The following is a 22,815-nucleotide window of genomic DNA, read 5'->3' as shown; positions in this document are numbered from 1 at the left end:
CCGCGCTCCGCGCCCGGTGGCCGGAAACCACCTACCCGACCACCCGAACCGCTGTGGCAGGGTGAACACCATGCGGCTGGTCTCCCTGCACACGTACCCGGTCAAGGGCTGTTACCGCCTCGACCTCGACGCCGCCCGGGTCGAGCCGTGGGGCCTGGCCGGCGACCGGCGCTGGATGATCGTGGACGACGACGGCATCGGCGTCACCCAGCGCCAGGCGACCGGTCTGGTGGCCATCCGCCCCGAACTCCGCCCCGGCGGGCTGGTGCTGCGCGCCGCCGGCCGGTCCGCGCTGGAGGTCACCGAGCCGACCGACGGCGAGCCGGTCGCGGTACGCGTCTTCTCGAACATGCCCGCCGCGCCGGCCCGGCGGGCGGAGCCGGCAGCCGACGACTGGCTCTCCCGGCTGCTCGACCGGAAGGTCCGGCTGGTCTGGCTCGGCGACCCGACCGTGCGCCCGATCCCGGACACCGGTCTGGCCGACCCCGCCGACCGGGTCAGCTTCGCCGACGGCTACCCGCTGCTGCTGGCCAACCGCGCCTCGCTGGACGCGCTGAACGAGTCCCTGGTCGAATCCGGCAACGTCGAGGCGCCGCTACCGATGACCCGGTTCCGCCCCAACGTGGTGGTCGGCGGGGCCGACCCGTGGGCCGAGGATGGCTGGACCGGCCGCCGGCTCCGGATCGGTCCGGTGACGTTCCGGGTGGCCAAGCCCTGCGGCCGCTGCCTGGTCACCACCACGGACCAGGAAATCGGGGTACGCGGCCGCGAGCCGCTGCGCACCCTGGCGAAGTACCGCCGGATCAACCAGCAGTTGGTCTTCGGCCAGAACCTGGTGCCGGTGTCCGGCCTGGCCGGTTCGAACGGCACGCTCAGCGTCGGCGACCCGGTGCAGCCGCTCGACTGAGGCGGTCCTCTTCCGCCCGGCGGTAGCCGGGCCGGGCGGCCGGCGCCGGCCCATCGGCGCCTGTCGACCGGCCCGGCTCGCGGCCGCTGGAGATCTTGCGAAAGCCGCGACGGCTACGGCAACATGCCCCGGGTGACCGAGGCGGAACTTCCCGACAGTACGGACGGCGGCGCCCCGGCGGCTGCCCCGCAGTCTGGCGACGGCGCGGGCGCGGGTGCCGCGGTGTCACGGCGGCGGCCGTCGTGGCGCTGGCTGGCCGGCGGTTTCGCGGCGGTACTCGCCGCCGTCCTCGGGCTGGTGCTCTGCTGGCAGCTCTCCGAGTCGGCCGCCTGCGCCGCCGCACTGGCCGCACCGCCGGTGGAACGGCTCGGGCCGATTGTGGAGCGGGCCGGGCCGCCGGTGGAGCGGCTCGGGCCGCCGCTCGGTGCGACCGTCTACAAGGGAAAGGCGTCGCACTACGACGGGGGCAGCTCGGGCGGCAACTGCTCGCTGCCGGGCCCGCCGGCCAACCGGCTCTACGTCGCGCTCGGCTCCAGCCAGTACGCCGGCTCGGCCGCCTGCGGCAGCTTCCTCGACGTGACCGGCCCGAAGGGCACCGTCCGGGTGATGGTGCTGGACCGCTGCGCGGGCTGCACGAACAACAAGATCGACCTGTCCAGGCAGGCGTTCGCCAAGATCGCCGACCTGTCCCAGGGCATCGTCCCGGTGCGTTACCGGGCGGCGGTCGACCCGCCGCTGCCCGGCCCGCTCACCTTCCGGCTCAAGAGCGGCGTGTCGCAGTACTGGTTCGCGGTGCAGGTGGGCAACCACGGCAACCCGGTGAAGTCGGTGGCGGCGAAGCGGGCCGGTTCGGGCTGGCGGGCGGCGAAGCGCGGCTCGGACAACTACTGGGTGATCGACGGCGGGATCGGCCCAGGGCCGTACTCGATCCGGGTGACCGACGTCTACGGGCACCAGGCGGTCGCCACCGGTATCCGGCTGGCGCCCCGGCAGGTGCAGCGCGGCACGGTACGGATGTACGACGCCACCCCGGCGGGTACCGGCTCGCCGCGCCCGTCCGCCTCGCCCGCCCCCAGCACCACCCCGGCGCCGACCGCGTCGTCCACGCCCGACCCGGGTACGCCGACCGGAGCGGCCCCGTCCGGACAGCCGGTGGCCGGCGCGGCCGGCGGCCCCGCCCCGGCGGTCGGCTGCGGCTGACCGCCATCTCCCGAGGGCCGGTCGTCAGGTCAGCGGCAACCACATCTGGATCTCGTCGCGGTCGTCGCCCGGCCCGACCCGGAGCGCCCCGGGCAGCCGGCCGACCTCCCGATAGCCGAGCCGCCGGTAGAACTCCTCCACACCCCGGCCGTCCCGGACGGTCAGGTGCAGGGCCTCCCAGCCCGCCTTCCGGGCCACCTGCTCGGCCTCGCGCAGCAGGGCCTGGCCGTAGCCGTACCCCTGGCGGTCGGGGTGCACCATCACCCGCTTCAGCACGCACCAGTGCGCCTTGAGGTGGAACCGGTTGTCGGTGAGGAAGAGCAGCGCGATCAACTCGTCGCCCTGGTAACCGACCAGGAGCTGGTCCGGCCCCTCGTCCGCCGCATGCAGGGTGGCCAGCGCGAACGGCCGGACGTCGTCCTCGGTTACCGGGCCGACGAACCCGACCGCGCCACCGGCGTTGGTCACCGCCGTCCACAGTTGGACGATCTCGTCGCGCAACTCGGGGGTCGACGGCGGGTCGAGTACGAAGCGGATGCCCACCCGAGCCATCCTCGTCCGCCCCCCGGCTACCCCCGTCGGCCCGCGCGCCGGGCGTGACGGTGCTAACAGCGGGGCCGGCGCCCGCGCGGGCGCCGGCCAGACCGAGCTGTGCGGGAGAGGGGAGTCGAACCCCTACGCCCGAAGGCACAGGAACCTAAATCCTGCGTGGCTGCCATTACACCACTCCCGCTCGCGCTCAAAGTCTAGACCGCTGGCGGGCTCAGTCCAGGCCGAGGTCCCGGCGGAGTTTGGCGACGTGCCCGGTGGCCTTGACGTTGTAGAGCGCCCGCTCGATCCGGCCCTCGGAGTCGATGACGAAGGTCGACCGGATCACTCCGGTGATCGTCCGCCCGTACGACTGCTTCTCGCCGTACGCCCCGTACGCGACGAGTACCGCCTTGTCGGGGTCGGAGACCAGCGGGAAGGTGATGGCGTCCCGGTCCCGGAACTTCGCCAGCGCGGCGGGGGAGTCCGGTGAGATGCCGACCACCTCGTAGCCGGCGGCCTGAAGCGAGGCGAGCGAGTCCCGGAAGTCACAGGCCTGGGTGGTGCAGCCCGGCGTCATCGCCTTCGGGTAGGCGTAGAGCACCACCTTGCGGCCGCGGAGTTCCTTGAGCGAGAGCGTCTCTCCGGAGTCGGTGGTCAGCGCGAAGTCGGGCGCGGTGTCCCCGGGGGCGAGGCGGATCGGCGAGGTCATGGCCACGACCCTATCGCCAGGTGGACCGGAGATTGCGGTTGCCGTACCAGCTCTTGCAAAATCTTGGCAATAGTGATGGCCGGCTCCTAGGCTGGGCCGGCCGGCGGGGCGGATCCCGCGCCGGCACCTGGGAGGTGGCGTGGAATACCTGGCAATGCACATCTCGAACGGGATCATCAACGGTCCCGTGGCGGCGGCGTTCGGGGCGTTGGCCCTGGTCGCGCTCGCGCTGTGCGTGTTCCGCGGTCGGCAGGACCTGGACGACCGGCTCGCTCCGATGGCCGGGCTGGTCGCCGCGTTCATCTTCGCCGTCCAGATGCTCAACTTCCCGATCTTCACCGGCGCGGTCAGCGGCCACCTGCTGGGCGGGGCACTCGCCGCAGTCCTGGTCGGGCCCTGGGTCGGGGCGCTCTGCGTGGCGGTGGTGCTGATCGTGCAGTCGCTGATCTTCGGTGACGGCGGGGTGGCGATGCTCGGCCTGAACATCACCAACATGGCGCTGATCGGCGTCGCGGTCGCGTACCTGCTGGTCGCGCTCCTGCTCCGGATCCTGCCCCGTACGGTGACCGGGCTGGCCGTCACCGCGTTCGTCGCCGCGGTGCTCAGCGTGCTGGTCGCCTCGCAGGGCTTCGTCCTGCAGTACTGGCTCGGCGGCACCACCGACGTCGGCAGCAGCCTCGGCGGGCTGGCCGGCACGATGGCCGGGATGCACCTGCTGATCGGCGTCGGCGAGGGCCTGATCACCGCGACCACCGTGGTCACCGTGGCGAAGGTCCGGCCCGACCTGGTCTACGCGCTGCGCTCGCTGCGCCCGCTCCAGACCGCCAACCAACTGCCGCTGGCCGGAGGTGCCCGATGACGACCGGAGGAACCCGGATCTCGAAGCGCTCCGGCGCATTCATCCTGGGCGGCCTGCTGGTCGCGCTGCTCCTGGCCGGAGTGGTCAGCAACTTCGCCTCGGCCCACCCGGACGGCCTGGACTCGTCGCTGCGCGAGGGCTGCACCTTCGACGCGGACGACAACATCACCGGTGGTAGCTGCCCGGCGCAGCAGGCCAAGGACCACGAGTTGGCCGACTCGCCGCTGGCCGACTACGGGGTCCGGGGCGTCGACAACGCGTTCCTCTCCACCGGGCTCTCCGGGGTACTCGGCGTGCTGATCACCTTCGCCGTCGGCGGCGGCCTGTTCTGGCTGAGCCGCCGCCGCTCGACCACCGCTTCGCCGGGAGCCACCGGTTCGGCGGGCACCGAGTAGGGACGGCGGAGATGGGAGCCGGGCACGCCCACGTGCTCTACCGGGACCGGACGTCGGCGGTGCACCGGCTGCCGCCCGAGGTCAAGATCGCGGCGATGGTGGTCTTCACCCTCGCCGTGGTCGCCACCCCCCGGGAGGCGTTCTGGGCCTTCGGCGGCTACCTCCTGCTCGTGCTGCTGGTGGCGGCGGTGTCCCGGGTCGGGCTGCGCTGGCTGGCCAGCCGGTCGCTGATCGAGCTGCCGTTCGTGGTGTTCGCGTTCGCGCTGCCGTTCCTCGGCACCGGCGAGCGGGTGAGCTGGCTGGGGCTCGAACTCTCCGTCGACGGGCTCTACGGCGGCTGGAACATCCTGGCCAAGGGCACCCTCGGGGTGCTGGCCTCGCTGCTGCTCGCCGGTACCACCACGATGCGGGACCTGATCCTCGGGCTGGACCGGCTGCACTGCCCGCAGATCCTCACCCAGATCGCCACCTTCATGCTGCGCTATCTGGACGTACTGGTCGGCGAGGCGCGGCGGATGCGGGTCGCCCGGATCTCCCGGGGTGACGATCCCCGGTTCCTGTGGCAGTTGCGCGGCTTCGCCGCCGGGGTGGGCGCGCTCTTCCTGCGCGCCTTCGAGCGGGGTGAGCGGGTCTATCTGGCGATGGTCTCCCGGGGCTACCAGGGCCGGATGCCGGGAGTGTGGCTGGCCACGGGCGCGGCCACCACCCGGCACTGGCTGGTGGCGGCGACGGTGCCGCTCGCCGCCACCGGCATCGCCGCCGCCGCGGTCGTGCTGGGATGATCGGGGCCGTGGACACCGCCCCGGCCGCCGACCCGCCGTCCCTGGACGTCCGCGGAGTGCAGTTCAGCTATCCCGACGGTCAGGTCGCGCTGCGCGGTGTCGACCTGACCGTGCCGCGCGGCGAGCGGATCGCCCTGCTCGGCCCGAACGGCGCCGGCAAGACCACCCTGGTGCTGCACCTGAACGGGATCCTCGCCGGTGGTGCCGGCACGGTCACCGTCGGCGGGCTGACCGTGGACCGGGACCGGGCCACCCTGGCCGAGATCCGCCGCCGGGTCGGGATCGTCTTCCAGGACCCCGACGACCAGCTCTTCCTGCCCACCGTCGCCGAGGACGTGGCGTTCGGCCCGGCGAACCTCGGTCTGCGCGGCGCCGAGCTGGCCGAGCGGGTGACCGAGGCGCTGGAGGCGGTCGGGATGGCCGAGCACCGGGACCGGGCGCCCCAGCACCTCTCCTTCGGGCAGCGCCGCCGGGTGGCGGTCGCGACCGTACTGGCCATGCGCCCGGAGATCCTCGTCCTGGACGAGCCCTCCTCCAACCTCGACCCGGCCGCCCGCCGTGAACTGGCCGGGATCCTGCGCCGGCTGCCGGTGACCCTGCTGATGGTCACCCACGACCTGCCGTACGCGCTGGAGCTCTGTGACCGGTCGGTGATCCTGGACACCGGTCGGATCGTCGCCGACGGGGCGACCGCCGAAATCCTCGCCGACGCCGACCTGCTCGCCCGGCACCGCCTGGAGCTGCCGTACGGGTTCGACCCGGCGGTGGCCGCCCGGCAACTCGCCGCCAACGGCCCTACCGCTGCTAGCCGCTGACCGCCGGCTCGTCGGCGCGCCCTGCGTCGGCGCGCCCTGCGTCGGCGGCGGAGCCGGGCTCGCCCGCCGGCAGGGTCACCGACCAGCGGCGGGCCGGCTCCCGACGTGCACCGGTGCCGGTCGGTGCGGGGCCGGCCGACCGGCCGGTGGCGCGCAGCCGCAGCATCCCGGCCACGGCCAGCCCGCCGCCGACCGCGATCACCACCGCGACCAGGACCCGGGCCCACTGTGCCGGCCACGGCACCGGGACCACCGAGCGCAGGAAGACCGCCGCGTTGGTCACCCCGGTGAAGAGCGCCAGACAGGTACCGGCCAGCGCCAGCGCGAAGTCGCCGGTCGGTCGCCGGGTCAACGCGTACACCCCGGCGGCCAGTGCGGCCGCGCCGGTCAGGGTCGGCCAGAGCTGCCCCGTGACGAGTCCGAGCAGCATCCCGCCGAGCCCGGCGTCGGCGCCCCGGGCCAGCGCGAAGCCCAGCGCCGCCACCCCGCCGACGACCGCGAGTACGGCCAGCCCGACGGTGACCCGGCGGCCCGGTCGGGAGTTCCGGGGCAGCACCCCGAGCGCCCCGATCGCCAGCGCACCGAGCAGGCTGGCGCTCCACCAGGGCAGCGGGTCGGGCGGCGGCAGCCAGTCCAGCGTGCCGCGCAGCTCCACCGGGCGCAGCCCGTCGCGCAGCGGCACCACCCAGTCGCGTACCCGATGCGGCCGGTCCGGGCCGGCGGCGACCTCGGGCGGTGGCGCCTCCGCCAGCCAGCGGCTGCGCTGGTCGTGCCAGCGGACCACCGGCTCGGTGCCGACCCGCCGCCAGGACGGTGCCCGGGTCGGATCGGCCCCGGCTGGCAGCGCGGTGTCCCCGGCGAGGGTCCGGTTCAGGTACGTCGCCGGGGAGGCGGTGTTCTCGTAGACGCCGTCGGGGCGGATCTCCAGGTACGGCTCCCCGGCGTAGCCCAGCACCTCGACCGTGCGACCCGTCCGGTTCTCCAGTTCGAGCCGCGCCCCGCCCTCCACCACCCGTACCCGCAGCCCCGGCAGCGCCGGACTCACCCCGGTGACCTCGGTGCGGTAGTTGGTGCCGTCCGGGGTGTCGGCGGCGTGTGCGGCGGCCGGCGCGGCGGACCCGAGTACGCCGGCCAGGGCGGCCACCAGGGCGATCCCGATCCGCCGCAGCAGGCCGCTCCGGCCGCTGCCGGGGGTGGGGAAGCTCACTTGCCGGCCGCCGCCACCGCCGCGGTGATCGCCTCGGCGCTGGCCTGCACCTGCTTGCCGGCGACGAGCACGGTCGGCGTGCCGGTCACCCCTGCCCGGGCCGCCTCGTCGGTCACGTGCTCGGTCCACTTCTCGAAGGTATTCTCCTCGACGCAGTTGCGGAAACTGTCCCCGGCCAGCCCGATGCTGGTGGCGACCTCGACGAGCTGGTCGTCACTGAGCCCGGCGCCGCCCTCCGGCGGCTGCCGGTCGAAGAGCGCCTTCGCGTACTCCCGGAACTTGCCGCTCTGCGCCGCGCACCCCGAGGCGGCGGACGACCGGGTCGAGTACTCGGTGCTGGAGAAGCGGTTGAGGAACGCCACCGGGTGGTAGGTGACCCGTACCTTGCCCTCGGCGACGAGCTGGTCGAGGGTACCGCCGGCCTGCTGCTCGAAGGTGCGGCAGATCGGGCAGATGAAGTCCTCGTACACGTCGATGTTGACCGGTCCGGAGCCGAGCACGATGCCGGTGCCCTCCGGGTTGGCCCCGCCCGGCGGGGTGAAGTCGCCGGAGTCCTGGCTGGCCGAGACGCCCCAGCCGATCAACCCGGCGATGATCAGCACGACGACCGCGCCGACCGAGGTCCACAGGGTGCGCTTGCGGCGCCGCTCCCGGGCCATCTGCTCGCGTACCACCCGGGCGGGCCGGCGCTGCCCCTTGCGGTTCCGGTCACTCATCGTCGCTCTCCTCCTCGCGGGTGTCCCGACCCAGCGCCGCGTCCACCGAGACCGGGGTACGCGGCCAGACCAGCAGGAAGCCGGCGAGCACCAGGAAGCCCACGTCGCGGAGGACCTCTGTGCCGTACGTCGGGTCCTGGCCGGCGGCGAGGTCACCACCGCTGCCGAAACAGCCGCAGTCGATGGAGAGGCCGCGCGCCCAGGCCGAGGCGATCCCGGCGATGAAGATCACAAGGAGCGCCGCGGAGATCCCGGCGGCGAGCCGGGTGGCGAGCCCGACCAGCAGGATCAGTCCCAGGGCCAGCTCCACGAACGGCAGCGCCGCGCCGATCACCACCGCCAGGTCGTACGGGAAGATCTTGTACGCGCTGACCGCCCGGCCGGAGGCCGCGAGGTCACCGACCTTGGACCCGCCTGCGGTGAGCCACACGGCGGCGAGGCCCAGCCGGGCGGCCGTGCCGAGCCACGGGCGGGCGGCCCGCCAGCGGCTGTGGCCCGGTGCCGGGGTGCTTGCTGTGGTCCGCTCAGTCACAGTCATTAGTCGTCTTGGTCGGTGGGAGGGTTTCCGGCTCCGGTGTGGCTTCGGTCATCCGGAGCGCCGTACCGGGTGAGATCACGCTCACCAACGGTAGGGGGCATTACGGTGGCAGGTGGGCATTACCGGGCAGAACCTCCGGCCGTCGGTCGCCGGAGCCCGGTGGCGGAGCCGATTCATGCGTCGGTGGTGCCTGCCGTCCCCGGGCTGGTCCACCGTCTCTTGGATCGGTGTCGCGGGGTCGGGAACTTTTTCGGCTCCGGCGCCGACTATCGATCCGTGACTTCTGACGGGACCGGGCCCGGGCGGCTGGCAGCCGAGGACTTCTGCGCCGCCCGGCGCGCCGGGCGCCGGCTGGCCTCCGGTCGCCGTTCTCCCGAGCAGGCGGCCGGTGCCCGCCGTCCGGGGCTGGCGGCCGGTGCCCGTCGTCCGCGGGTGGCCGCCGGTGGCCGTGGTCCGCGGGTGGCCGCAGGTGGCCGTCGTCCCGTGTCGGGCGGTGTGACCGAGGGGGGCCGGGCGTGACCCGAGGTCGCGCGGGGCCGGGGTGGTCGGCCACGATGTCGGGCATGATTGCTGCGAATCGTCGATGGTTGGCCCGCACCGGCGCCAGTCTCGGCCTGCTGCTGGCCGCCCTCGCCCTGCTGCTCGGCCCGGCCGCCCCGGCCAGCGCGCACGCGGTGCTGGTGAGCAGCAGTCCGGCCGCCGACGTGGTGCTGCCCAACTCGCCCGCCGAGGTGGTGCTCACCTTCAGCGAGAGCGTCCGGGAGGTGCCGGACAAGATCCGCATCCTCGGCCCGGACGGCGCCCGGGTGGACCGGGGCGACCCGACCTTCAACGGCGCGGTGGTGACCATCCCGGTCGACGCGTCCGGTGCCCAGGGGACCTACCTGGTCAGCTACCGGGTGATCTCGGCGGACAGCCACCCGGTCGCCGGCGCGTACACCTATTCCGTCGGTGCCCCGTCCACGCCGCCGTCGGACAGTGGCGCCGAGGACGTGCACCCGGCGGTGGGCGCGGCGGTACGGGTCTTCAAGTACGTCGGCTACGCCGGCCTGCTGCTGCTGATCGGGCCCGTGATGGTGCTCAGCCTGCTCTGGCCCCGACGGCTCGACCGGCGCGGCCCGGCCCGGCTGATCTGGACCGGCATCGGGCTGATCGTGCTCTCCACCCTCGCCGGGCTCTGGCTCCAGGTGCCGTACACCACCGGTGGCGGGCCGTTCGCGGTCAGCGGCAGCGCACTCGGTGACGTACTCGGCAGCACCTTCGGCGCGGCTCACCTGGTCCGGCTCGGCATCCTGGCCGCGGCGGCGATCCTGCTCCGCCCCGTGATCAGCGGCCGGGCCGGCCGGGGCGACCAGATCCTGCTGACCGTGCTCGGGGTGGCTGGCCTGGGCACCTGGCCGATCGCCGGGCACGGTGCCGCCTCGCCGGTGCCGGCGGTCTCGGTGGTGGTCGACAGCGTCCATCTGGCCGGCATGGCGGTCTGGCTCGGTGGACTGGTCATGCTCGGCGGGTTCCTGCTCCGCCGCGCGAGCGACCGGGAACTCGACGCGATCCTGCCGGTCTGGTCCCGCTGGGCGACCGTCGCCGTCTCCGCGCTGCTGCTCGCCGGGGTCGTCCAGGCCCTCATCGAGGTGAGTACGCCGTCCGCGCTGGTGTCGACCACGTACGGCCGCTTGATCATCGCCAAGGTCGTGCTCTTCGCCGCGGTGATCGCGGTGGCCGCGTACTCCCGGCAGTTGGTCCGGCGGCGGCTCCTCGCCGACGGCCCGACCGAGCCGGAGGACGGCTACGCCGAGCCGGAGGACGGCTACGCCGACGACGAGCCGGACGGGACCGGCGGCGCGGGCGAGCGGGACGAGATCGACGGCGCGGGCGAGCGGGACGAGATCGGCGGCGCGGACGAGCGGGAGGACGGCGGGCGAAACGAGCCGGCTGGTTCCGGTTCCCGTGGCTCGGGTGGTCGCGACGAGCCGGCCGGAAGGGCGCTGGCCGGCGGTGCGGTCGCGGGCACCGCCACGGCGCTCCTCGCCGACGACCCGGCCCGGCCGGTCGGCTCGGCGCGGCGGATCCGGCGGGCGGTCTGGGTCGAACTCGCGATCACCGCTGTCGTGCTGGCCCTCTCCGCAGTACTGGTGCAGACCCCGCCGGCCCGGACCGCCGGCGAGTACGGGGATGCCGGCGGTCCCGGCTACTACACCACCACGCTGACCAGCTCGCTCTACTCGTTGCAGGTCGAGGTGGACCCGGCCGGGACCGGCAGCAACTCGGTCCACCTGTACGCGTACACCCCGGACAACAAGCCCCTGCCGGTGGTCGAGTGGCGGGCCACGGCCGCGCTGCCGGACCAGGGTGTCGAACCGATCGAGATTCCCCTGCTGCCGCTCACCGACAACCACGCCACCGGCGAGATCAGCCTGCCGACCGCGGGCAACTGGCAGCTCAGCTTCACGGTCCGGATATCGGACATCGACCAGGCCACGGTGACCAGCACCGTGCCCATCACCTAGAGAGGTACACCATGATCCGTCACCGTCGGGCAGCGCGCGCCGCCGCCCTCGTCGTCGGGGCAGCCGTGATCGGCGTGTTCGGACTGGCCTCGTCGGCGTCCGCGCACGTCACGGTGAATCCGAGGGAGGCGACCCAGGGCGGTTACGGGCGCGTGGCGTTCCGGGTACCGACCGAGAGCGACACCGCGTCGACCGTCAAGCTGGAGGTGACGTTCCCCGACGACGCGGCGCTCGCCTCGGTCTCCACGATGCCGGTGCCCGGCTGGACGGCGGTGGTCGAGAAGCGCAAGGTGAACCCGCCGGTGGAGGTGCACGGCAGCCAGGTCGGCGAGGTGGTTTCCAAGATCACCTGGACGGCGTCGGCGACCGCCGGGATCAAGCCGGGAGAGTTCCAGGAGTTCCCGGTCTCGATGGGGCCGCTGCCCGAGGTCAAGCAGTTGGTGTTCCGGGTACTTCAGCACTACTCGGACGGCAACACGGCACGCTGGATCGAGCCGCCGGCCGCCGACGGCACCGAGCCGGAGAACGACCCCGCCCCGGTGCTGAAGCTGCTTCCGGCCGCCGGGGAGGGCACGCCGGCGAACTCCGGCCCGGCCGTGGTGCAGCAGCAGGAGCCGGCGGTCACGTCGAGCGAGGACGGCGGAGATTCGGCCGCGCTGGGGCTGGGGGTCGCGGGCCTGGTTGCCGGCCTCGCCGGCCTGGCGTTGGGCGGGCTGGCGTTCGCCCGTACCCGACGGCGGGCCGCGCCGCCCGCAGCCTGATCCCGGACGCTCCCGCACCTACCGGTGCTCTCGCTGGCCTGTCGGCAGAACTGCCGACAGGCCAGCGGCGTTTTCGGTTGATAATCCGTGTTGAAGCGATTTCGCTCGGTATGGTCGGCGGGTACTGCGACCCCGCCGCCGGTCGTGTGACGCCGTCGGCGGATACCGCGACCGGAGGGAAAGAATCGGTATGCGCTTCGTGCGGCTGATCGCCGGGATACTCCTGCTCACGATCGGGCTGCCGGTGCTCCTCGTCGGCGGTGCACTGTGGACGCTCTCGGAACAGCGGAGCGGCGACGGGGGCTTCGTCGCCGCCCTGGACCGGATCGAAACCGGCGGGCACGCTGTGGTCGTACCCGACCTGGCCGCGATGCTGCGCCGGGACGTGCCCTTCCTGGACAACGGCCGGACCGGGTTGCGGGTCGTCGCCCGTACCGGAGCGGAGCCGGCCTTTCTCGGCCTCGCGCCCACCGCCGAGGTCTCGACCTACCTCGCCAACTCGCCGCACGTCCGGGTCGCCCGGGTCAGCGTGACCAGGGGCAGCCTGCCGGTACGCGTCGACCCGGCCGACGAGCCGGCCACGGCAGCCGCACCCGCACGCCCCGGCGACCAGGGACTGTGGATCCGCAGCGGTCTCGGCACGCTGGACCTGACCGCCGACGACGTACGCGCACCCCGGCTCAGCCTGGTCGTCATGCGCCCTGACGCGGGAGCCGGCGTCGTCGCCGACCTGCGTGCCGAGGTACGCCCCGGCTGGCTCGGTCCGGTCGCCTGGAGTTCGTTGGCCGTCGGCGGCCTGTTGGTGCTCTTCGGCGTCGTGTTGCTGGCCCGGCCGGTTCGTCCCCGCGAGGTGGTCTTCGTCGTCGAACCGAGCCAGGTGCCGGTGCTCGCCGCCAGGTTCGGTATCGCCACCCTGGACGAGGTCGGAGCCTCCTCGGACCGTCCCGCCAGGACGCCGGAGCGGCGGGCGGAGCTGCCGGGTCGGGCCGGGGGGCCGCCGGACCGACCAGCGGGCCTGCCGGCTCAGCCTGGGAACCCGCCGGGCCGTGCCGGGCTCGGTGAGTCTGCGCCGCTGCCCGGCCCGATCGGTGCGCCGGTGCGGGAGGCTGCCGTGTCGCCGACCGGTGCGGCGTCGACCAGGGGCGCGTCGACCGACCTGGCATCGACCGGAGTGGTGTCGGGCATGGTGGCGTCGACCGATGTCGCGTCGACCGATGTCGCGTCGACCGATGTCGCGTCGACTGATGTCGTGTCGACCGGCGTGGCGTCGACTGATGTCGTGTCTACCGGGATGGCGTCGACTGATGTCGTGTCTACCGGGATGGCGTCGACTGATGTCGTGTCGACCGGGATGGCGCCGGGCAGGGTGGTGCCGGGCAGGGTCGTGCCGCCGGGCCGGCGGGTGCCGTCCAGCCGGCCGGCGACGCTGGCGGACGTGCTGACCCCGGCGGGCGGCACCGGAGCGGTGCGATCCGGCCCTGAGCCTTCTGCGCGGCTGTGCTGGCCGCCGCTGAACCCGGCTGCCGGTGCCTCGACCGGCGCCGCGACGGTACCCGCCGCCGAGGGTGCGGTCCCGGCCTCGGCTGGCTCTCCCGGGTCGCCCGGCGCGGTCAGACCGCCGGGCGCGGCCGGATCGACAGGCTCGGTGGCAGCGGTGCGGTCGGCCCGTGCTCCCGCACCGGCACCCGCGCCCGCGCCGGTACCAGCGCCACCGCCCGCGCCGGTGCCGGCACCTTCGCCGACGCCGCCGTTGCCAGCCCCGGCACCGCCGATGCCGGCGCCGCCGAGGCCCGTACCCGTTCCGGCGGCCGACGTCACCCCGGGACCGACCAGCGCCCCGACGACGGCGCGGACGGCCGGACCCGCGTCAGGCGCCGAGTCGACAGCCGCGGCAGCCTCCTCGGCCGAGGACGGACCGGTTCGGCAGATCCCGCTGCGTCCGGCGACTCCGGGAACGGCGGCGTACGGCGCCGGGCAGCCGCGTACGGGGCGTGGTGCACTGAACCGGCCGAGGGGCTACGAGCCGGCGACCAGGTCCGCGGCGATGGACGCTCCGGCGGGGCGGCACAGTGGCAACGCCGCCCCTGGGTACCCGCGTGTCCCGGGTCAGGAGGAGGAGCCGGCCGGGCGAGGGGGCGAGATCAGGCGGCCCAGTCCGAGTCCAAGGCCCCACTGACCTCGGCTGCCGGCGCATCCGCCCTCGGGGCGAAACCGGTCTGGGGCGTCGGGCTCGTGTCGCCCGACGGGGCGTCGGGCTCGTGTCGCCCGACCAGCCGGAGCCGACGGAGTCGAGGTCCGTTGCGAGGGGAAAACGGATGGCGGGTGGCCCCCCGCGCTGCCGACACGGGGGGCCACCTTCACCGGGGGATCGGTGTACCGAAGGGACGTTTCAGATGTTGTCGTTAGATTAGCGGCATCGAGACGTACTAGATAGATCTGTCCATTTGGTGCAACTTCTGCTATTGCTGGATACTTGGTTCGTGTTTCGGGGTGCCGCCGCCCGTACCCGTCCCTGGCGACTCCCGGCGGATCGGCAGCACGACGAGCAGCACCAGCGCGAAGAGCACGTAGAGGTTGCGCAGCAGGAACTCACCGGGGGCGTTGGTCCGGTCGAAGTCGCGTCCCCAGTCGTAGTACGAGACCACCCCGTACACGATCACGGCGGTGACCAGCGCGGCGAGCGCCAGCAGTGCCGCCCTGCGGCGGCGCCCGGCCCGGCCGGCGGCCGGATCGGGGGGCCGTAGTCCGACGTCCAGCAGCACCAGCACCGCCGGGATGAACCAGTACGCGTGATGGGTCCAGGTGATCGGGCTCACCAGCACCGCGACCAGCCCGGTGAGGGTCAGCCCGGTGACCTCGTCACCGGCTCGGGCGGCCCGGGCGGCCCGCCACAGCCCGTACGCCGCCACGGCGACCACCAGCACCAGCCAGAGCGCCTGGCTGGGTTTTCCGGGGGTGGTGAACCGGCTGAGCAGCCCGAAGAGCGACTGGTTGCCGGTGTAGTCGGGCCGGCCGACCCGGTCGGTCAGCCAGAGTTCGTGGGTCCAGAACCGCCAGGAGTCGCTCGGGGCGATCGCCGCCGCCAGCAGCGTCGCGCCGGCCGCCGTCGCGGAGGAGACCAGCGCCGCCCGCCACCGCCGGGTGGCGAGCAGATAGACGATGAAGATCCCCGGATAGAGCTTGAGCGCCGTCGCCAGCCCGATCCCGACGCCGGCCCAGCGCGAGTTCCGGGGTACGGCGAAGAGCAGGTCGGCCAGGACCAGCACCACGAGCAGCATGTTGATCTGACCGAAGACGATGGTCTCCCGGGTGCTCTCCACAGCGAAGGCGAGCGGTACGGCGAGTCCCGCCGCGAACCACCGGGGTACCCCGTGCCGGTCGGCGATCGACGAGACGAGCCACCAGGTGGTCACCAGCAGGGCCAGTACGGTCAGCGCGGTGAAGACGACGACGGTGACCCCGATCCGCAACCCGGCGAAGGGGCGCAGCAGCAGGGCGGTGAAGGGCGGGTAGGTGAAGTACAACTTGCCCTGCAACCCGTCCGCCTGCACGTAGTCGTAGAGCGGGTTTCCGTCCGCCCACCACCGCATCGCACTCATGTAGATCTTGAGGTCGTAGAAGTCGTGCGGGTTGCTGGCCAGATAGAGCAGCGGCACCGCCGCGGCGACCAGCACCACGATGATGATCTGGCGTGCGGTACGGCCGCCGGGATCGTCCTCGTCGGTGGCGGATGGCGCGGGGGGATCGGCTGGCACGGGAAAACCCTAGCGGGCCGTTCTGTCCACAGCGTTGAGGCGCGGGTCCCGGGGCTACGCGTAGTCTGATCGTCGTGGCTGATCTTCTCGTCTGGGTCGACTGTGAGATGACCGGGCTCGACCTCGGCAAGGATGCCTTGATCGAGGTCGCCGCGCTGGTCACCGACCGTGACCTCAACGTGCTCGGCGAAGGTGTGGACGTGGTGATCCACGCCGACGAGCAGGCACTGGCCGGGATGCCGGAGATCGTGCGGGCGATGCACGAGCGCTCGGGCCTGACCGAGGAGGCCCGCCGCTCGACGGTCAGCCTGCGCGAGGCCGAGGACCTGGTGTTGGAGTACGTCACCTCGTTGGTCAAGGACCCGCGTACGGCACCGCTCTGCGGCAACTCGATCGCCACGGACCGCGGCTTCCTGGCCCGTGACATGCCGCGACTCGACGCCCACCTGCACTACCGCATGATCGACGTCTCGTCGATCAAGGAGCTGTGCCGTCGCTGGTACCCCCGGGTCTACTTCGGCCAGCCGGCGAAGGGGCTGGCTCACCGGGCCCTGGCCGACGTGCGGGAGAGCATCCGGGAACTGGAGTACTACCGGCGGACGGTCTTCGTGCCGCTGCCGGGGCCGGACGTGGACACCGCCAAGGCCATCGCCGCCGAACTCTGACGGCCTCGGCGGAGCGGCCGCGCCGCCGACCGATCAGGGCGCAACCCGGTCGACGGCGGGGGGAGAGGTGTGGCTATCATTGGTCGTCGCCCCGCCGGGTCCGCTGATCCGGTGGTCGCGGATGTTCCTGATCAAACTGAACATGGTGGCTGTAGCTCAGTTGGCAGAGCACCGGGTTGTGGTCCCGGGTGTCGTGGGTTCAAATCCCATCAGTCACCCCACTTGTGGATCTCCTCCACTGCTGGTCAGGCCCCCTCATGGCAGGGGGCCTTGATCGTTTCAGGGGCCGGGTGGGGGAGATCACGGAACGCCCCCGCCCTCTCCGGAAGGTTCCGAGGAGGAGCGGGGGCGATGCCCGTACGGGGTCGCCGCCGGCTCAGCCCGTGGTGGTGCCGGCGGCGGTCGGCTCGGTCGTCGGTACGGTCGCCGTCTCGCCGACCGGAATCGCACTGCCCTTGACGTACTGGTCCCAGCTCATGTTCCAGTCGGTCCAGCCGTTGCCGTTCTCCAGCTTGCGTTCGGTGCCCTTGACCACGATCGGGTCGCCGATCCGGGTCTGGTTGAACAGCCAGCTCGCGTTGGCGGTGGACATGTTGACGCAGCCGTGCGACACGTTCGTACGCCCCTGCGAGGCGACGGACCAGGGCGCGGCGTGGATGAACTCGCCGCCCCAGGTGAGGCGCTGGGCGTACTCGATGTCGGTGACGTAGCGGTTGGCCGGGTTCGGGTCGTCGCGGGTGTCGAAGACGGTCTTCTTCAGCTTCTCGATGACCACCATGGTCCCGCTGGAGGACGGGGTGCTCCTCTTGCCGAGGCTGATCGGAATGGTCTTGATGACCTTGCCGTCCTTCTTGACCGTCATCTTCTTGGTCTTGTTGTCGACGGTCATCACCACCGCCGGCCCGGTCTTGAGGTCGACGGTCAGGTCGGCCCGGCCGTACCATCCGCCGCCCATCGGCAGCCCACCGGCCTGGATCTTGTAGAAGATCTTGGTATTGGCCTTCCAGTACGTCTTCGGGCGGTAGCGCACCTCGGTCGGGCTCACCCAGTGCCAGATCCCCTCCTGGGCCGGGGTGGCCCGGACGGTCATCCGGCGCTGCACGTCGTCCCGGTAGTCCTCCGGCACGGCCCGGCTGAACTTGACGATCAACGGCATGCCGACCCCGACCGTCTGGCCGTCGCCGAGGAAGCTGGTCACCCGGATCTGCTTGCTGGGCTTGGCCATGGTGGTGAAGGTGCTGGTCGTGGTCGCGGGCTTGCCGTCGTCGCCGGTCGCGGTCACGGTCGCCGTGTATGTCGTACCGTATTCGAGCGCCTTCTCCGGCAGCCACGTCCCGGTGCCGGTGAGCGCGCCCTTGACGCTCTCACCGGCCGCGTTCTTGACCTCGACGGTGGTCTCGACGGCATCCTTGCTGCTGAAGGCGATCTCCGCGGAGGCGGGTACGTCCTTGGCGTCCGCCGCCGGCGTGGTGATCGCGGCAGAGGCCTTCGGCTTCTGCTCGGCCTCGCTGCCGCCCTGGAACGACGGCCCGGCGCCCTTGTCGCCGTCGCCGGTGCAGGCGGTCGCGGTGACCGCCAAGGCGCCGGCGATCAGGACCGAGGCGAGGGCCCGGAGCGGCGCGGGCCGTCCCCGCGTCGCCAGACCCCGGTCGGAGGTACGACGGGTCAACTGATCTCGGCCTGGTCGCATGATCCCCTCACACTGCTGTTTTCCACAGCTGTACCCACTCGGTCCCCACAGTCATCCTCTCCCAATGACGTCTGTGAGCAAGCTTTCGTTTCCTGCCGTGCCGTAGAACACCATCGGATGGGGTCGATTTAGCCGGTTAGTGCCTCAAATGCCGATGGGGCGTCCTCGATCCGTCCCGTCAGGCGCCGAGGTCGGCGGGGACCGGCAGGGCGCTGCCCTTGACGTACTCCTTCCAGGGCAGGTTCCAGGCGGTCCAGCCGTTGCCGGAGACCAGCTTCCGCTCGGTGCCGGTGATCGTCACCGGGTCGCCCGGCTTGGTCTTCTCGAAGAGCCAGCGGGCGTTCGCGGTGGAGACGTTGACGCAGCCGTGCGAGACGTTGCGTCGCCCCTGGTCACCGACCGACCACGGGGCGGCGTGGATGTACTCCCCACCCCAGGTCAGGCGCTGGGCGAAGTCGATGTCGGTCACGTACCGGTTGGCCGGGTCCGGGTCGTCGCGGGTGTCGAAGACCGTGGTCTCCTTCTTCTCCATCACCACCATCGTGCCGCTCGACGACGGGGTGCTCTTCTTGCCGAGGCTCACCGGGATGGTCCGGACCAGTTTGCCGCCCTCGAAGACGGTCATCTTCTTGGTCTTGTTGTCGACCTTCATCTCGAACTTGCTGCCGATCTTGGCGGTCGCCTTGCGGTCGACGTTGCCGTACCGGCCGTTGCTCAGCGGGATGCCCTCCAGCCCGATCCGCACGCTGAGCGTGGTCCCGGGCTGCCAGTACTCCGGGGCCCGGTAGTAGGCCTGGGTGCCGTTGGAGACCCAGTGCCAGGCGCCGGGCTGCGGCGGGTCGGAGTCGACGAACATCCGCCGCTGCACCCTGGCCCGGTCCTTCTTGGCGATCCCCGGCGAGAACTCCACCACCACCGGCATGGCGACGCCGTAGGTCTTGTCGTCGAAGAGGTAGAGGCCGGAGCCGATCACCGACCTCGGCTTCGCCATGGTGGTGAAGGAGGTGGTCCTGGTCTCCGTCTGCCCGGACGCGGAGGTCGCGGTGACCTGCGCGGTGTAGGTCTTGGCGTACTTCAGCGGCGCCGCCGGTACCCAGGACGAGCCGTCCGGCCGCATCGCGCCTTTGACCGTACCCCCGCCGGCGACGGTCAGGCTGACGCTGCTGATCTTGCCGCCCTTGACGCTGGTGCCGATCTCGACGCTCACCGGCTGCTTCTTGGCGCCGTTGGCCGGGGTGACCGCGAATTCGAGCGACTCGGCGGGTGGTGTCGGGGTCGTACTCGCTCCCGCCGCCGCGCCGTTACCGCTGACGAACTGCGGCTTCTCGTCCCCGTCGCCGCCACACGCCGCCGTACCCAGCGGCGTGGCGACCGCCAGAGCGATGATCATCGCCCAGTTGCGCGTGCTCCTGCCCATCCCCACCTCGGTCCACTCGAATCCCGGGAGACATCGTGCACTATCGGGGCCACAGTTTTAGCCCCGGACGCCGAAACTTATGGGTGTAATGCCCGTTTTGCTGCCTGGGCTGGCCGGTCGCGACCGGGAGGGGAACTGGTTGGAACCCCCTCGTCGGGCCGTGTTAAGGTTTCTCCCGTTGTCAGCGAGCGCCGCTAGCTCAACTGGCAGAGCAGCGGACTCTTAATCCGCGGGTTCGGGGTTCGAGTCCCTGGCGGCGCACCAACCGATCAAGGCCCTGACCTGGGTTCCCACCTGGGCCGGGGCCTTTTTCATTGCTGCCGCCGCAGCCGGGGTGCTCGGCGGGTGCTCTGGAGCCGTTGGACCGGGCTGGCATGGGTGGGACGCGGTGTCTCGCCATCGGATAGGTGAATCCTCCATGCGCCGCCGTGGGTAGGCGTCCTTCCGAGGAACTCCGGTCAGAACGTCGGGGTTCCTTGGAATCCGACGGCACCTGTGCAGCGAGTCCACCTCGGTGACTAATCCGGCACGCTGACGGGCAGTGGCGTGAAGGACAATCTTCTCGATGCCGAGGGAGGGCGCGAGTGGCGGATTCACGTAGGGATGAACTGATCGCTGTGTATGGCGCGCTCCTCGACGACGCAGCGGCTGAGCCGGATCGCGTCGACAGGCTGTCTGATCTGGTCGTCGAGATCCTGAGCCGTTGCGAGGTGAAGGCGCGTCGGTCTCGGCCCGGCGTCCTGACCTCGGCCAGGACTGTCGCCGTGCCGCTGCCCTCGATGAACATCTCGATGGAGATCGCTGGCATCGATGAGCCATTGACTGCGGCTCATGTCGCCATGGTGGGAGCGCGTGCCACAGCGACGCTGCGACCGGCAGTGCTGTCCATGCAAGGCTTCGATGCGGAGTCGCTCGAGGTACGCGATGATGTGATGCTGCTCGATCGACACCATCTTGAGGCGATGCTTGGCGGGCTCGTCAACCCGGTAGAGCTGCTGGAAGCTGTCGCCCAACAGGCGATCTTCGACGCTCAGCCCTACCTCTCCCTGACCCGGTTTCTCACAACCCAGCAGCCGGCGCCCTGCCCACAGTTCGCGCCGCCCGATCGTGTACCCCCGCCGTGGGACCTGGTGGACAGGGTCGAGGGCGACGTGCGCATCCGTCAAGTTCTTGGAGGCCGGCCGGGCTGGCCGGAGATGACGGGCATGGCGGTCATGGATGACCGGAGGTTGCTGCTCACCACTGCGGATGGGTTGATTGAGCTTGATGTAAGGCGTGGTACCGGAACCTGGTTCCTGGCGATGCGAGGGCTACGCGGTGCCCCCCTCGTTCGGGGGGACGGGTCGGTGTGGGTGATCTGTCATGACACCGTCATCGCTTACTGCGACGAGAAGGTTGTTCCGACCGCCGGGGGTCTCCGCGGCATCGTCGGTCTGTGTACGGATCATGAGGGCGACGCGTGGGTGCTGTCGGGAACCGGCGTGGAGTTCGGCGAGGGCTCCGACACACTGTTGCTGACACGCATCGGAGACCGGTTCGGGCGGCAGCAGACGTACGCGGTCGGCTTCAACGCGAGCGTTCACAGCCTGACATGGCTGCATGGCCGTAGCTTCTATCTCGCGGCCGGCGGCAACAGCGGTGTTGTTGATCTCTCCCGCAGCAGCGCCGTGCGGTCAGCTGACCAGGTCAGATCGGAGCAGCCGTATCCCAACCACGTGATCGCGCTCAACCCCTGGACGGTTCTCACCGGATCGGCAAGTGGCAGTGGCGTGGGCGTAACGATTTATCGCACCGACGTTCTCGGCCGGAGTACCGAGCTGCTGGCGCGGTTGCGGCTGAACAAGGTTCAGGGCATGGCAGTGGCCCTAAACAGGCATGTTTATATCCTCGGCGACGTCCGCGGCAACGATCTTCAGCTGCCTCGACCGGTGATCCTCAAAGCGACGCTTCCACACCAGACCCAGCCTGCCGGGGTAGGTATGGCGACGCCGCTTCATCAGCTACGGTTGGCGGCTAAAGGGGAGCGGCGCGACTACGCTCTGGACCCCAAACCAATTGCCGACGGTGGGCAGGCGGTTGTCTTCGGCGCTCGGCACCGCGCGAGCGGTGCCCGAGTAGCGTTCAAGAGGCTGAAGATTAAGAATCCGGAGAACGTCGCGCGCATGCGTCGCGAGGTCGAGGCAGGGCAACGCTTCGGCGATAATGCTCACGTCGTACCGGTCCTTGACTTCGACCCAGCCGCCGGTTGGCTCGTAATGCCCCTGGCGTCGGACACTGCGGCCGAGACCCTCGACGAGTTTGAGAGTCCGCTGGGTCTTCTCGAACTCGTCAAGGCGATTTGCGAGGGCCTTCGGCAGCCACACAAGGACGGTTGGGTTCACCGTGATCTGAAGCCGCCCAACATCTTGAGGATCGACGGAATCTGGGCCGTCGCCGATTGGGGACTGGGCCGACGGCCGCGGGGCCGGACCAGTCAGCCCGGACGCACCCAGGTCGGCGTGCTCTACGGCACCGAGGGCTTCGCCGCGCCGGAGCTGTCCGACGATGCCCACGAAGCCGGCCCACAAGCCGACATCTACAGCCTCGGACAGCTCATTGGCTGGGCTTGCACGAAGCAGTGGCCGCGAGCCAACCGGCCGCTGGTGCCAGCGGAGACGCCCTGGCACACCGTGGTCGAGGTGATGACCCGCGACGACCCGACCCAGCGACCGGCCACGGTCGACGATGTCCTGGCGCTGGCGATGTCTGCCGTGGCAGCCACCGGCAATTCGCAGGCGGCTCCAGACCTCGAGCCGTTAGTCCACAGTCCCCTCGTGGTCGCCGTAGAGCCGGAGCGCCAGCCTGCAGCACAACGGGTGCTCACGCCGGCCCCGGTTCTAAGCTCATCCAACGAGCCGATGGTTGTAAAGGGTTTGCTGGGGCGTGTGGAGTTCGACGGCCGCGTCGTCACAATCGTCAAGGACGGCCTTGGCTCTCAGATGAAGGGTCGTCGTGCCGTAACCATCAATCAGATCGACACGGTCGCTGTCAAACCTGCTACACACTGGAACCACGGCTATATTCAGATTATTGTCGAGGGCCAGTCGCCGGTGCCTGAGCAACGCGGCTTACTCCTCGGCGGCCGGCCGCCTATGGAAGACTCACTGTCGATGTCCTTCCGGTATCGGACCAATGAAGAGATCAGCCGGTTGAAGGAGTCCATTGAGGCGGCCATCGGGCGTGAGCGGAGCGTCCAACGGTGAGCGGACCAGCTGTGGTGCTGAGGAAGCAGCGGAGCTGTGGATTACTATCAAAGGCGCTCCAGGAAGCGGGCTGGATGATCGGCGGATACCCGGAAGCCGTTGGACTCGATTTGGGTGGC

19 protein-coding genes and 3 tRNA genes are annotated in these 22,815 nt (G+C 71.4%); 13 read left to right on the top strand and 9 right to left on the bottom strand.

The genetic code is table 11. From position 1 onward, the window contains the following. Positions 1-70 precede the first annotated feature (70 nt). Entirely contained in the window at positions 71-907 is an 837-nt protein-coding gene (locus AAH979_RS18685; RefSeq protein WP_346259397.1) for an MOSC N-terminal beta barrel domain-containing protein, read from the top strand. A gap of 132 nt (positions 908-1,039) precedes the next feature. After that, positions 1,040-2,107 (top strand): expansin EXLX1 family cellulose-binding protein, encoded by a 1,068-nt coding sequence (locus AAH979_RS18680; protein ID WP_346259396.1) that lies wholly within the window; start codon positions 1,040-1,042, stop codon positions 2,105-2,107. Positions 2,108-2,131: 24 nt separating this feature from the next. Here AAH979_RS18680 and AAH979_RS18675 read toward each other — a convergent pair whose 3' ends face one another. The 3 genes from AAH979_RS18675 to bcp form a co-directional block, all read right to left on the bottom strand. Beyond that, a complete protein-coding gene (locus AAH979_RS18675; RefSeq protein WP_346259395.1) occupies positions 2,132-2,650 on the bottom strand; it encodes a GNAT family N-acetyltransferase in 519 nt (172 codons plus the stop codon). Between the two features lie 109 nt (positions 2,651-2,759). Then, positions 2,760-2,840, bottom strand: a tRNA-Leu gene (locus tag AAH979_RS18670). Positions 2,841-2,870: 30 nt separating this feature from the next. Further along, positions 2,871-3,347, bottom strand: coding sequence for a thioredoxin-dependent thiol peroxidase (gene bcp / locus AAH979_RS18665; protein ID WP_346259394.1), 477 nt, complete (start codon positions 3,345-3,347; stop codon positions 2,871-2,873). Between the two features lie 139 nt (positions 3,348-3,486). On the opposite strand from bcp, the gene AAH979_RS18660 reads away from it, so the two are divergent. From AAH979_RS18660 to AAH979_RS18645, 4 genes are read left to right on the top strand one after another with little or no spacing between them, the layout of a single operon-like run. After that, complete coding sequence (locus tag AAH979_RS18660; protein ID WP_346259393.1) at positions 3,487-4,206, top strand: energy-coupling factor ABC transporter permease; 720 nt, start codon at positions 3,487-3,489, stop codon at positions 4,204-4,206. 17 nt (positions 4,207-4,223) lie between these two features. Further along, positions 4,224-4,601 carry a PDGLE domain-containing protein gene (locus tag AAH979_RS18655; protein WP_346259494.1) on the top strand — a complete coding sequence of 126 codons (378 nt, stop codon included), beginning with the start codon at positions 4,224-4,226 and terminating at the stop codon, positions 4,599-4,601. 11 nt (positions 4,602-4,612) lie between these two features. After that, a complete protein-coding gene (gene cbiQ, locus AAH979_RS18650; RefSeq protein ID WP_346259392.1) occupies positions 4,613-5,383 on the top strand; it encodes a cobalt ECF transporter T component CbiQ in 771 nt (256 codons plus the stop codon). Positions 5,384-5,391: 8 nt separating this feature from the next. Beyond that, on the top strand, positions 5,392-6,198 hold the full coding sequence (locus tag AAH979_RS18645) for an ABC transporter ATP-binding protein (protein ID WP_346259391.1): 807 nt from the start codon (positions 5,392-5,394) through the stop codon (positions 6,196-6,198). Here AAH979_RS18645 and AAH979_RS18640 read toward each other — a convergent pair. From AAH979_RS18640 to AAH979_RS18630, 3 genes are read right to left on the bottom strand one after another with little or no spacing between them, the layout of a single operon-like run. Further along, the gene (locus tag AAH979_RS18640; RefSeq protein ID WP_346259390.1) at positions 6,188-7,405 is read right to left on the bottom strand and encodes a hypothetical protein; all 1,218 of its coding nucleotides are present in this window, start codon (positions 7,403-7,405) and stop codon (positions 6,188-6,190) included. The genes AAH979_RS18645 and AAH979_RS18640 overlap by 11 nt on opposite strands. Continuing rightward, positions 7,402-8,121 carry a thioredoxin domain-containing protein gene (locus AAH979_RS18635; protein ID WP_346259389.1) on the bottom strand — a complete coding sequence of 240 codons (720 nt, stop codon included), beginning with the start codon at positions 8,119-8,121 and terminating at the stop codon, positions 7,402-7,404. Before AAH979_RS18635 ends, AAH979_RS18640 begins: the two co-directional genes overlap by 4 nt. Further along, complete coding sequence (locus tag AAH979_RS18630; protein WP_346259388.1) at positions 8,114-8,659, bottom strand: MauE/DoxX family redox-associated membrane protein; 546 nt, start codon at positions 8,657-8,659, stop codon at positions 8,114-8,116. The genes AAH979_RS18635 and AAH979_RS18630 overlap by 8 nt, the downstream gene beginning before the upstream one ends. A gap of 554 nt (positions 8,660-9,213) precedes the next feature. On the opposite strand from AAH979_RS18630, the gene AAH979_RS18625 reads away from it, so the two are divergent. The 3 genes from AAH979_RS18625 (at position 9,214) to AAH979_RS18615 (ending at position 14,103) form a co-directional block, all read left to right on the top strand. Beyond that, positions 9,214-11,166, top strand: a complete 1,953-nt coding sequence (locus AAH979_RS18625; protein WP_346259387.1) for a copper resistance protein CopC — start codon at positions 9,214-9,216, stop codon at positions 11,164-11,166. Positions 11,167-11,177: 11 nt separating this feature from the next. Further along, positions 11,178-11,927: a YcnI family protein gene (locus tag AAH979_RS18620; protein ID WP_346259386.1), complete on the top strand. Its 750-nt coding sequence runs from the start codon at positions 11,178-11,180 to the stop codon at positions 11,925-11,927. A 190-nt stretch (positions 11,928-12,117) separates the two neighbouring features. Beyond that, entirely contained in the window at positions 12,118-14,103 is a 1,986-nt protein-coding gene (locus tag AAH979_RS18615; RefSeq protein ID WP_346259385.1) for a hypothetical protein, read from the top strand. A gap of 283 nt (positions 14,104-14,386) precedes the next feature. Here AAH979_RS18615 and AAH979_RS18610 read toward each other — a convergent pair whose 3' ends face one another. Continuing rightward, positions 14,387-15,682 (bottom strand): glycosyltransferase family 87 protein, encoded by a 1,296-nt coding sequence (locus AAH979_RS18610; RefSeq protein ID WP_346259384.1) that lies wholly within the window; start codon positions 15,680-15,682, stop codon positions 14,387-14,389. A 68-nt stretch (positions 15,683-15,750) separates the two neighbouring features. Between AAH979_RS18610 and orn the strand changes: the two genes are divergently transcribed. Continuing rightward, complete coding sequence (gene orn / locus AAH979_RS18605) at positions 15,751-16,347, top strand: oligoribonuclease (RefSeq protein WP_346259493.1); 597 nt, start codon at positions 15,751-15,753, stop codon at positions 16,345-16,347. A 145-nt stretch (positions 16,348-16,492) separates the two neighbouring features. Then, positions 16,493-16,568, top strand: a tRNA-His gene (locus tag AAH979_RS18600). Between the two features lie 155 nt (positions 16,569-16,723). Here the strand turns inward: AAH979_RS18600 and AAH979_RS18595 are convergent. Further along, positions 16,724-18,016 carry a L,D-transpeptidase gene (locus AAH979_RS18595; RefSeq protein ID WP_346259383.1) on the bottom strand — a complete coding sequence of 431 codons (1,293 nt, stop codon included), beginning with the start codon at positions 18,014-18,016 and terminating at the stop codon, positions 16,724-16,726. 199 nt (positions 18,017-18,215) lie between these two features. Beyond that, the gene (locus tag AAH979_RS18590; protein ID WP_346259382.1) at positions 18,216-19,454 is read right to left on the bottom strand and encodes an Ig-like domain-containing protein; all 1,239 of its coding nucleotides are present in this window, start codon (positions 19,452-19,454) and stop codon (positions 18,216-18,218) included. Positions 19,455-19,642: 188 nt separating this feature from the next. Between AAH979_RS18590 and AAH979_RS18585 the strand changes: the two genes are divergently transcribed. Both AAH979_RS18585 and AAH979_RS18580 read left to right on the top strand, forming a co-directional pair. Next, a tRNA-Lys gene (locus AAH979_RS18585) sits at positions 19,643-19,718 on the top strand. A gap of 320 nt (positions 19,719-20,038) precedes the next feature. Continuing rightward, the gene (locus AAH979_RS18580; protein ID WP_346259381.1) at positions 20,039-22,696 is read left to right on the top strand and encodes a hypothetical protein; all 2,658 of its coding nucleotides are present in this window, start codon (positions 20,039-20,041) and stop codon (positions 22,694-22,696) included. Positions 22,697-22,815: the final 119 nt, after the last annotated feature.

The sequence above is a fragment of the Plantactinospora sp. ZYX-F-223 genome, from assembly GCF_039649625.1.
Lineage (GTDB): Bacteria > Actinomycetota > Actinomycetes > Mycobacteriales > Micromonosporaceae > Plantactinospora.
The sequence above is the reverse complement of the archived record's forward strand: the minus strand, read 5'-3'. Positions and strand labels throughout refer to the sequence as shown.

Excerpts from the sequence above, each read along its gene's own strand:
- AAH979_RS18625 (WP_346259387.1), top strand. The coding sequence starts at position 9,214 with ATGTCGGGCATGATTGCTGCGAATCGTCGATGGTTGGCCCGCACCGGC.
- AAH979_RS18630 (WP_346259388.1), bottom strand. The coding sequence starts at position 8,659 with ATGACTGTGACTGAGCGGACCACAGCAAGCACCCCGGCACCGGGCCAC.
- AAH979_RS18620 (WP_346259386.1), top strand. The coding sequence starts at position 11,178 with ATGATCCGTCACCGTCGGGCAGCGCGCGCCGCCGCCCTCGTCGTCGGG.
- AAH979_RS18615 (WP_346259385.1), top strand. The coding sequence starts at position 12,118 with ATGCGCTTCGTGCGGCTGATCGCCGGGATACTCCTGCTCACGATCGGG.
- cbiQ (WP_346259392.1), top strand. The coding sequence starts at position 4,613 with ATGGGAGCCGGGCACGCCCACGTGCTCTACCGGGACCGGACGTCGGCG.
- AAH979_RS18590 (WP_346259382.1), bottom strand. The coding sequence starts at position 19,454 with ATGGGCAGGAGCACGCGCAACTGGGCGATGATCATCGCTCTGGCGGTC.
- bcp (WP_346259394.1), bottom strand. The coding sequence starts at position 3,347 with ATGACCTCGCCGATCCGCCTCGCCCCCGGGGACACCGCGCCCGACTTC.
- AAH979_RS18685 (WP_346259397.1), top strand. The coding sequence starts at position 71 with ATGCGGCTGGTCTCCCTGCACACGTACCCGGTCAAGGGCTGTTACCGC.
- AAH979_RS18635 (WP_346259389.1), bottom strand. The coding sequence starts at position 8,121 with ATGAGTGACCGGAACCGCAAGGGGCAGCGCCGGCCCGCCCGGGTGGTA.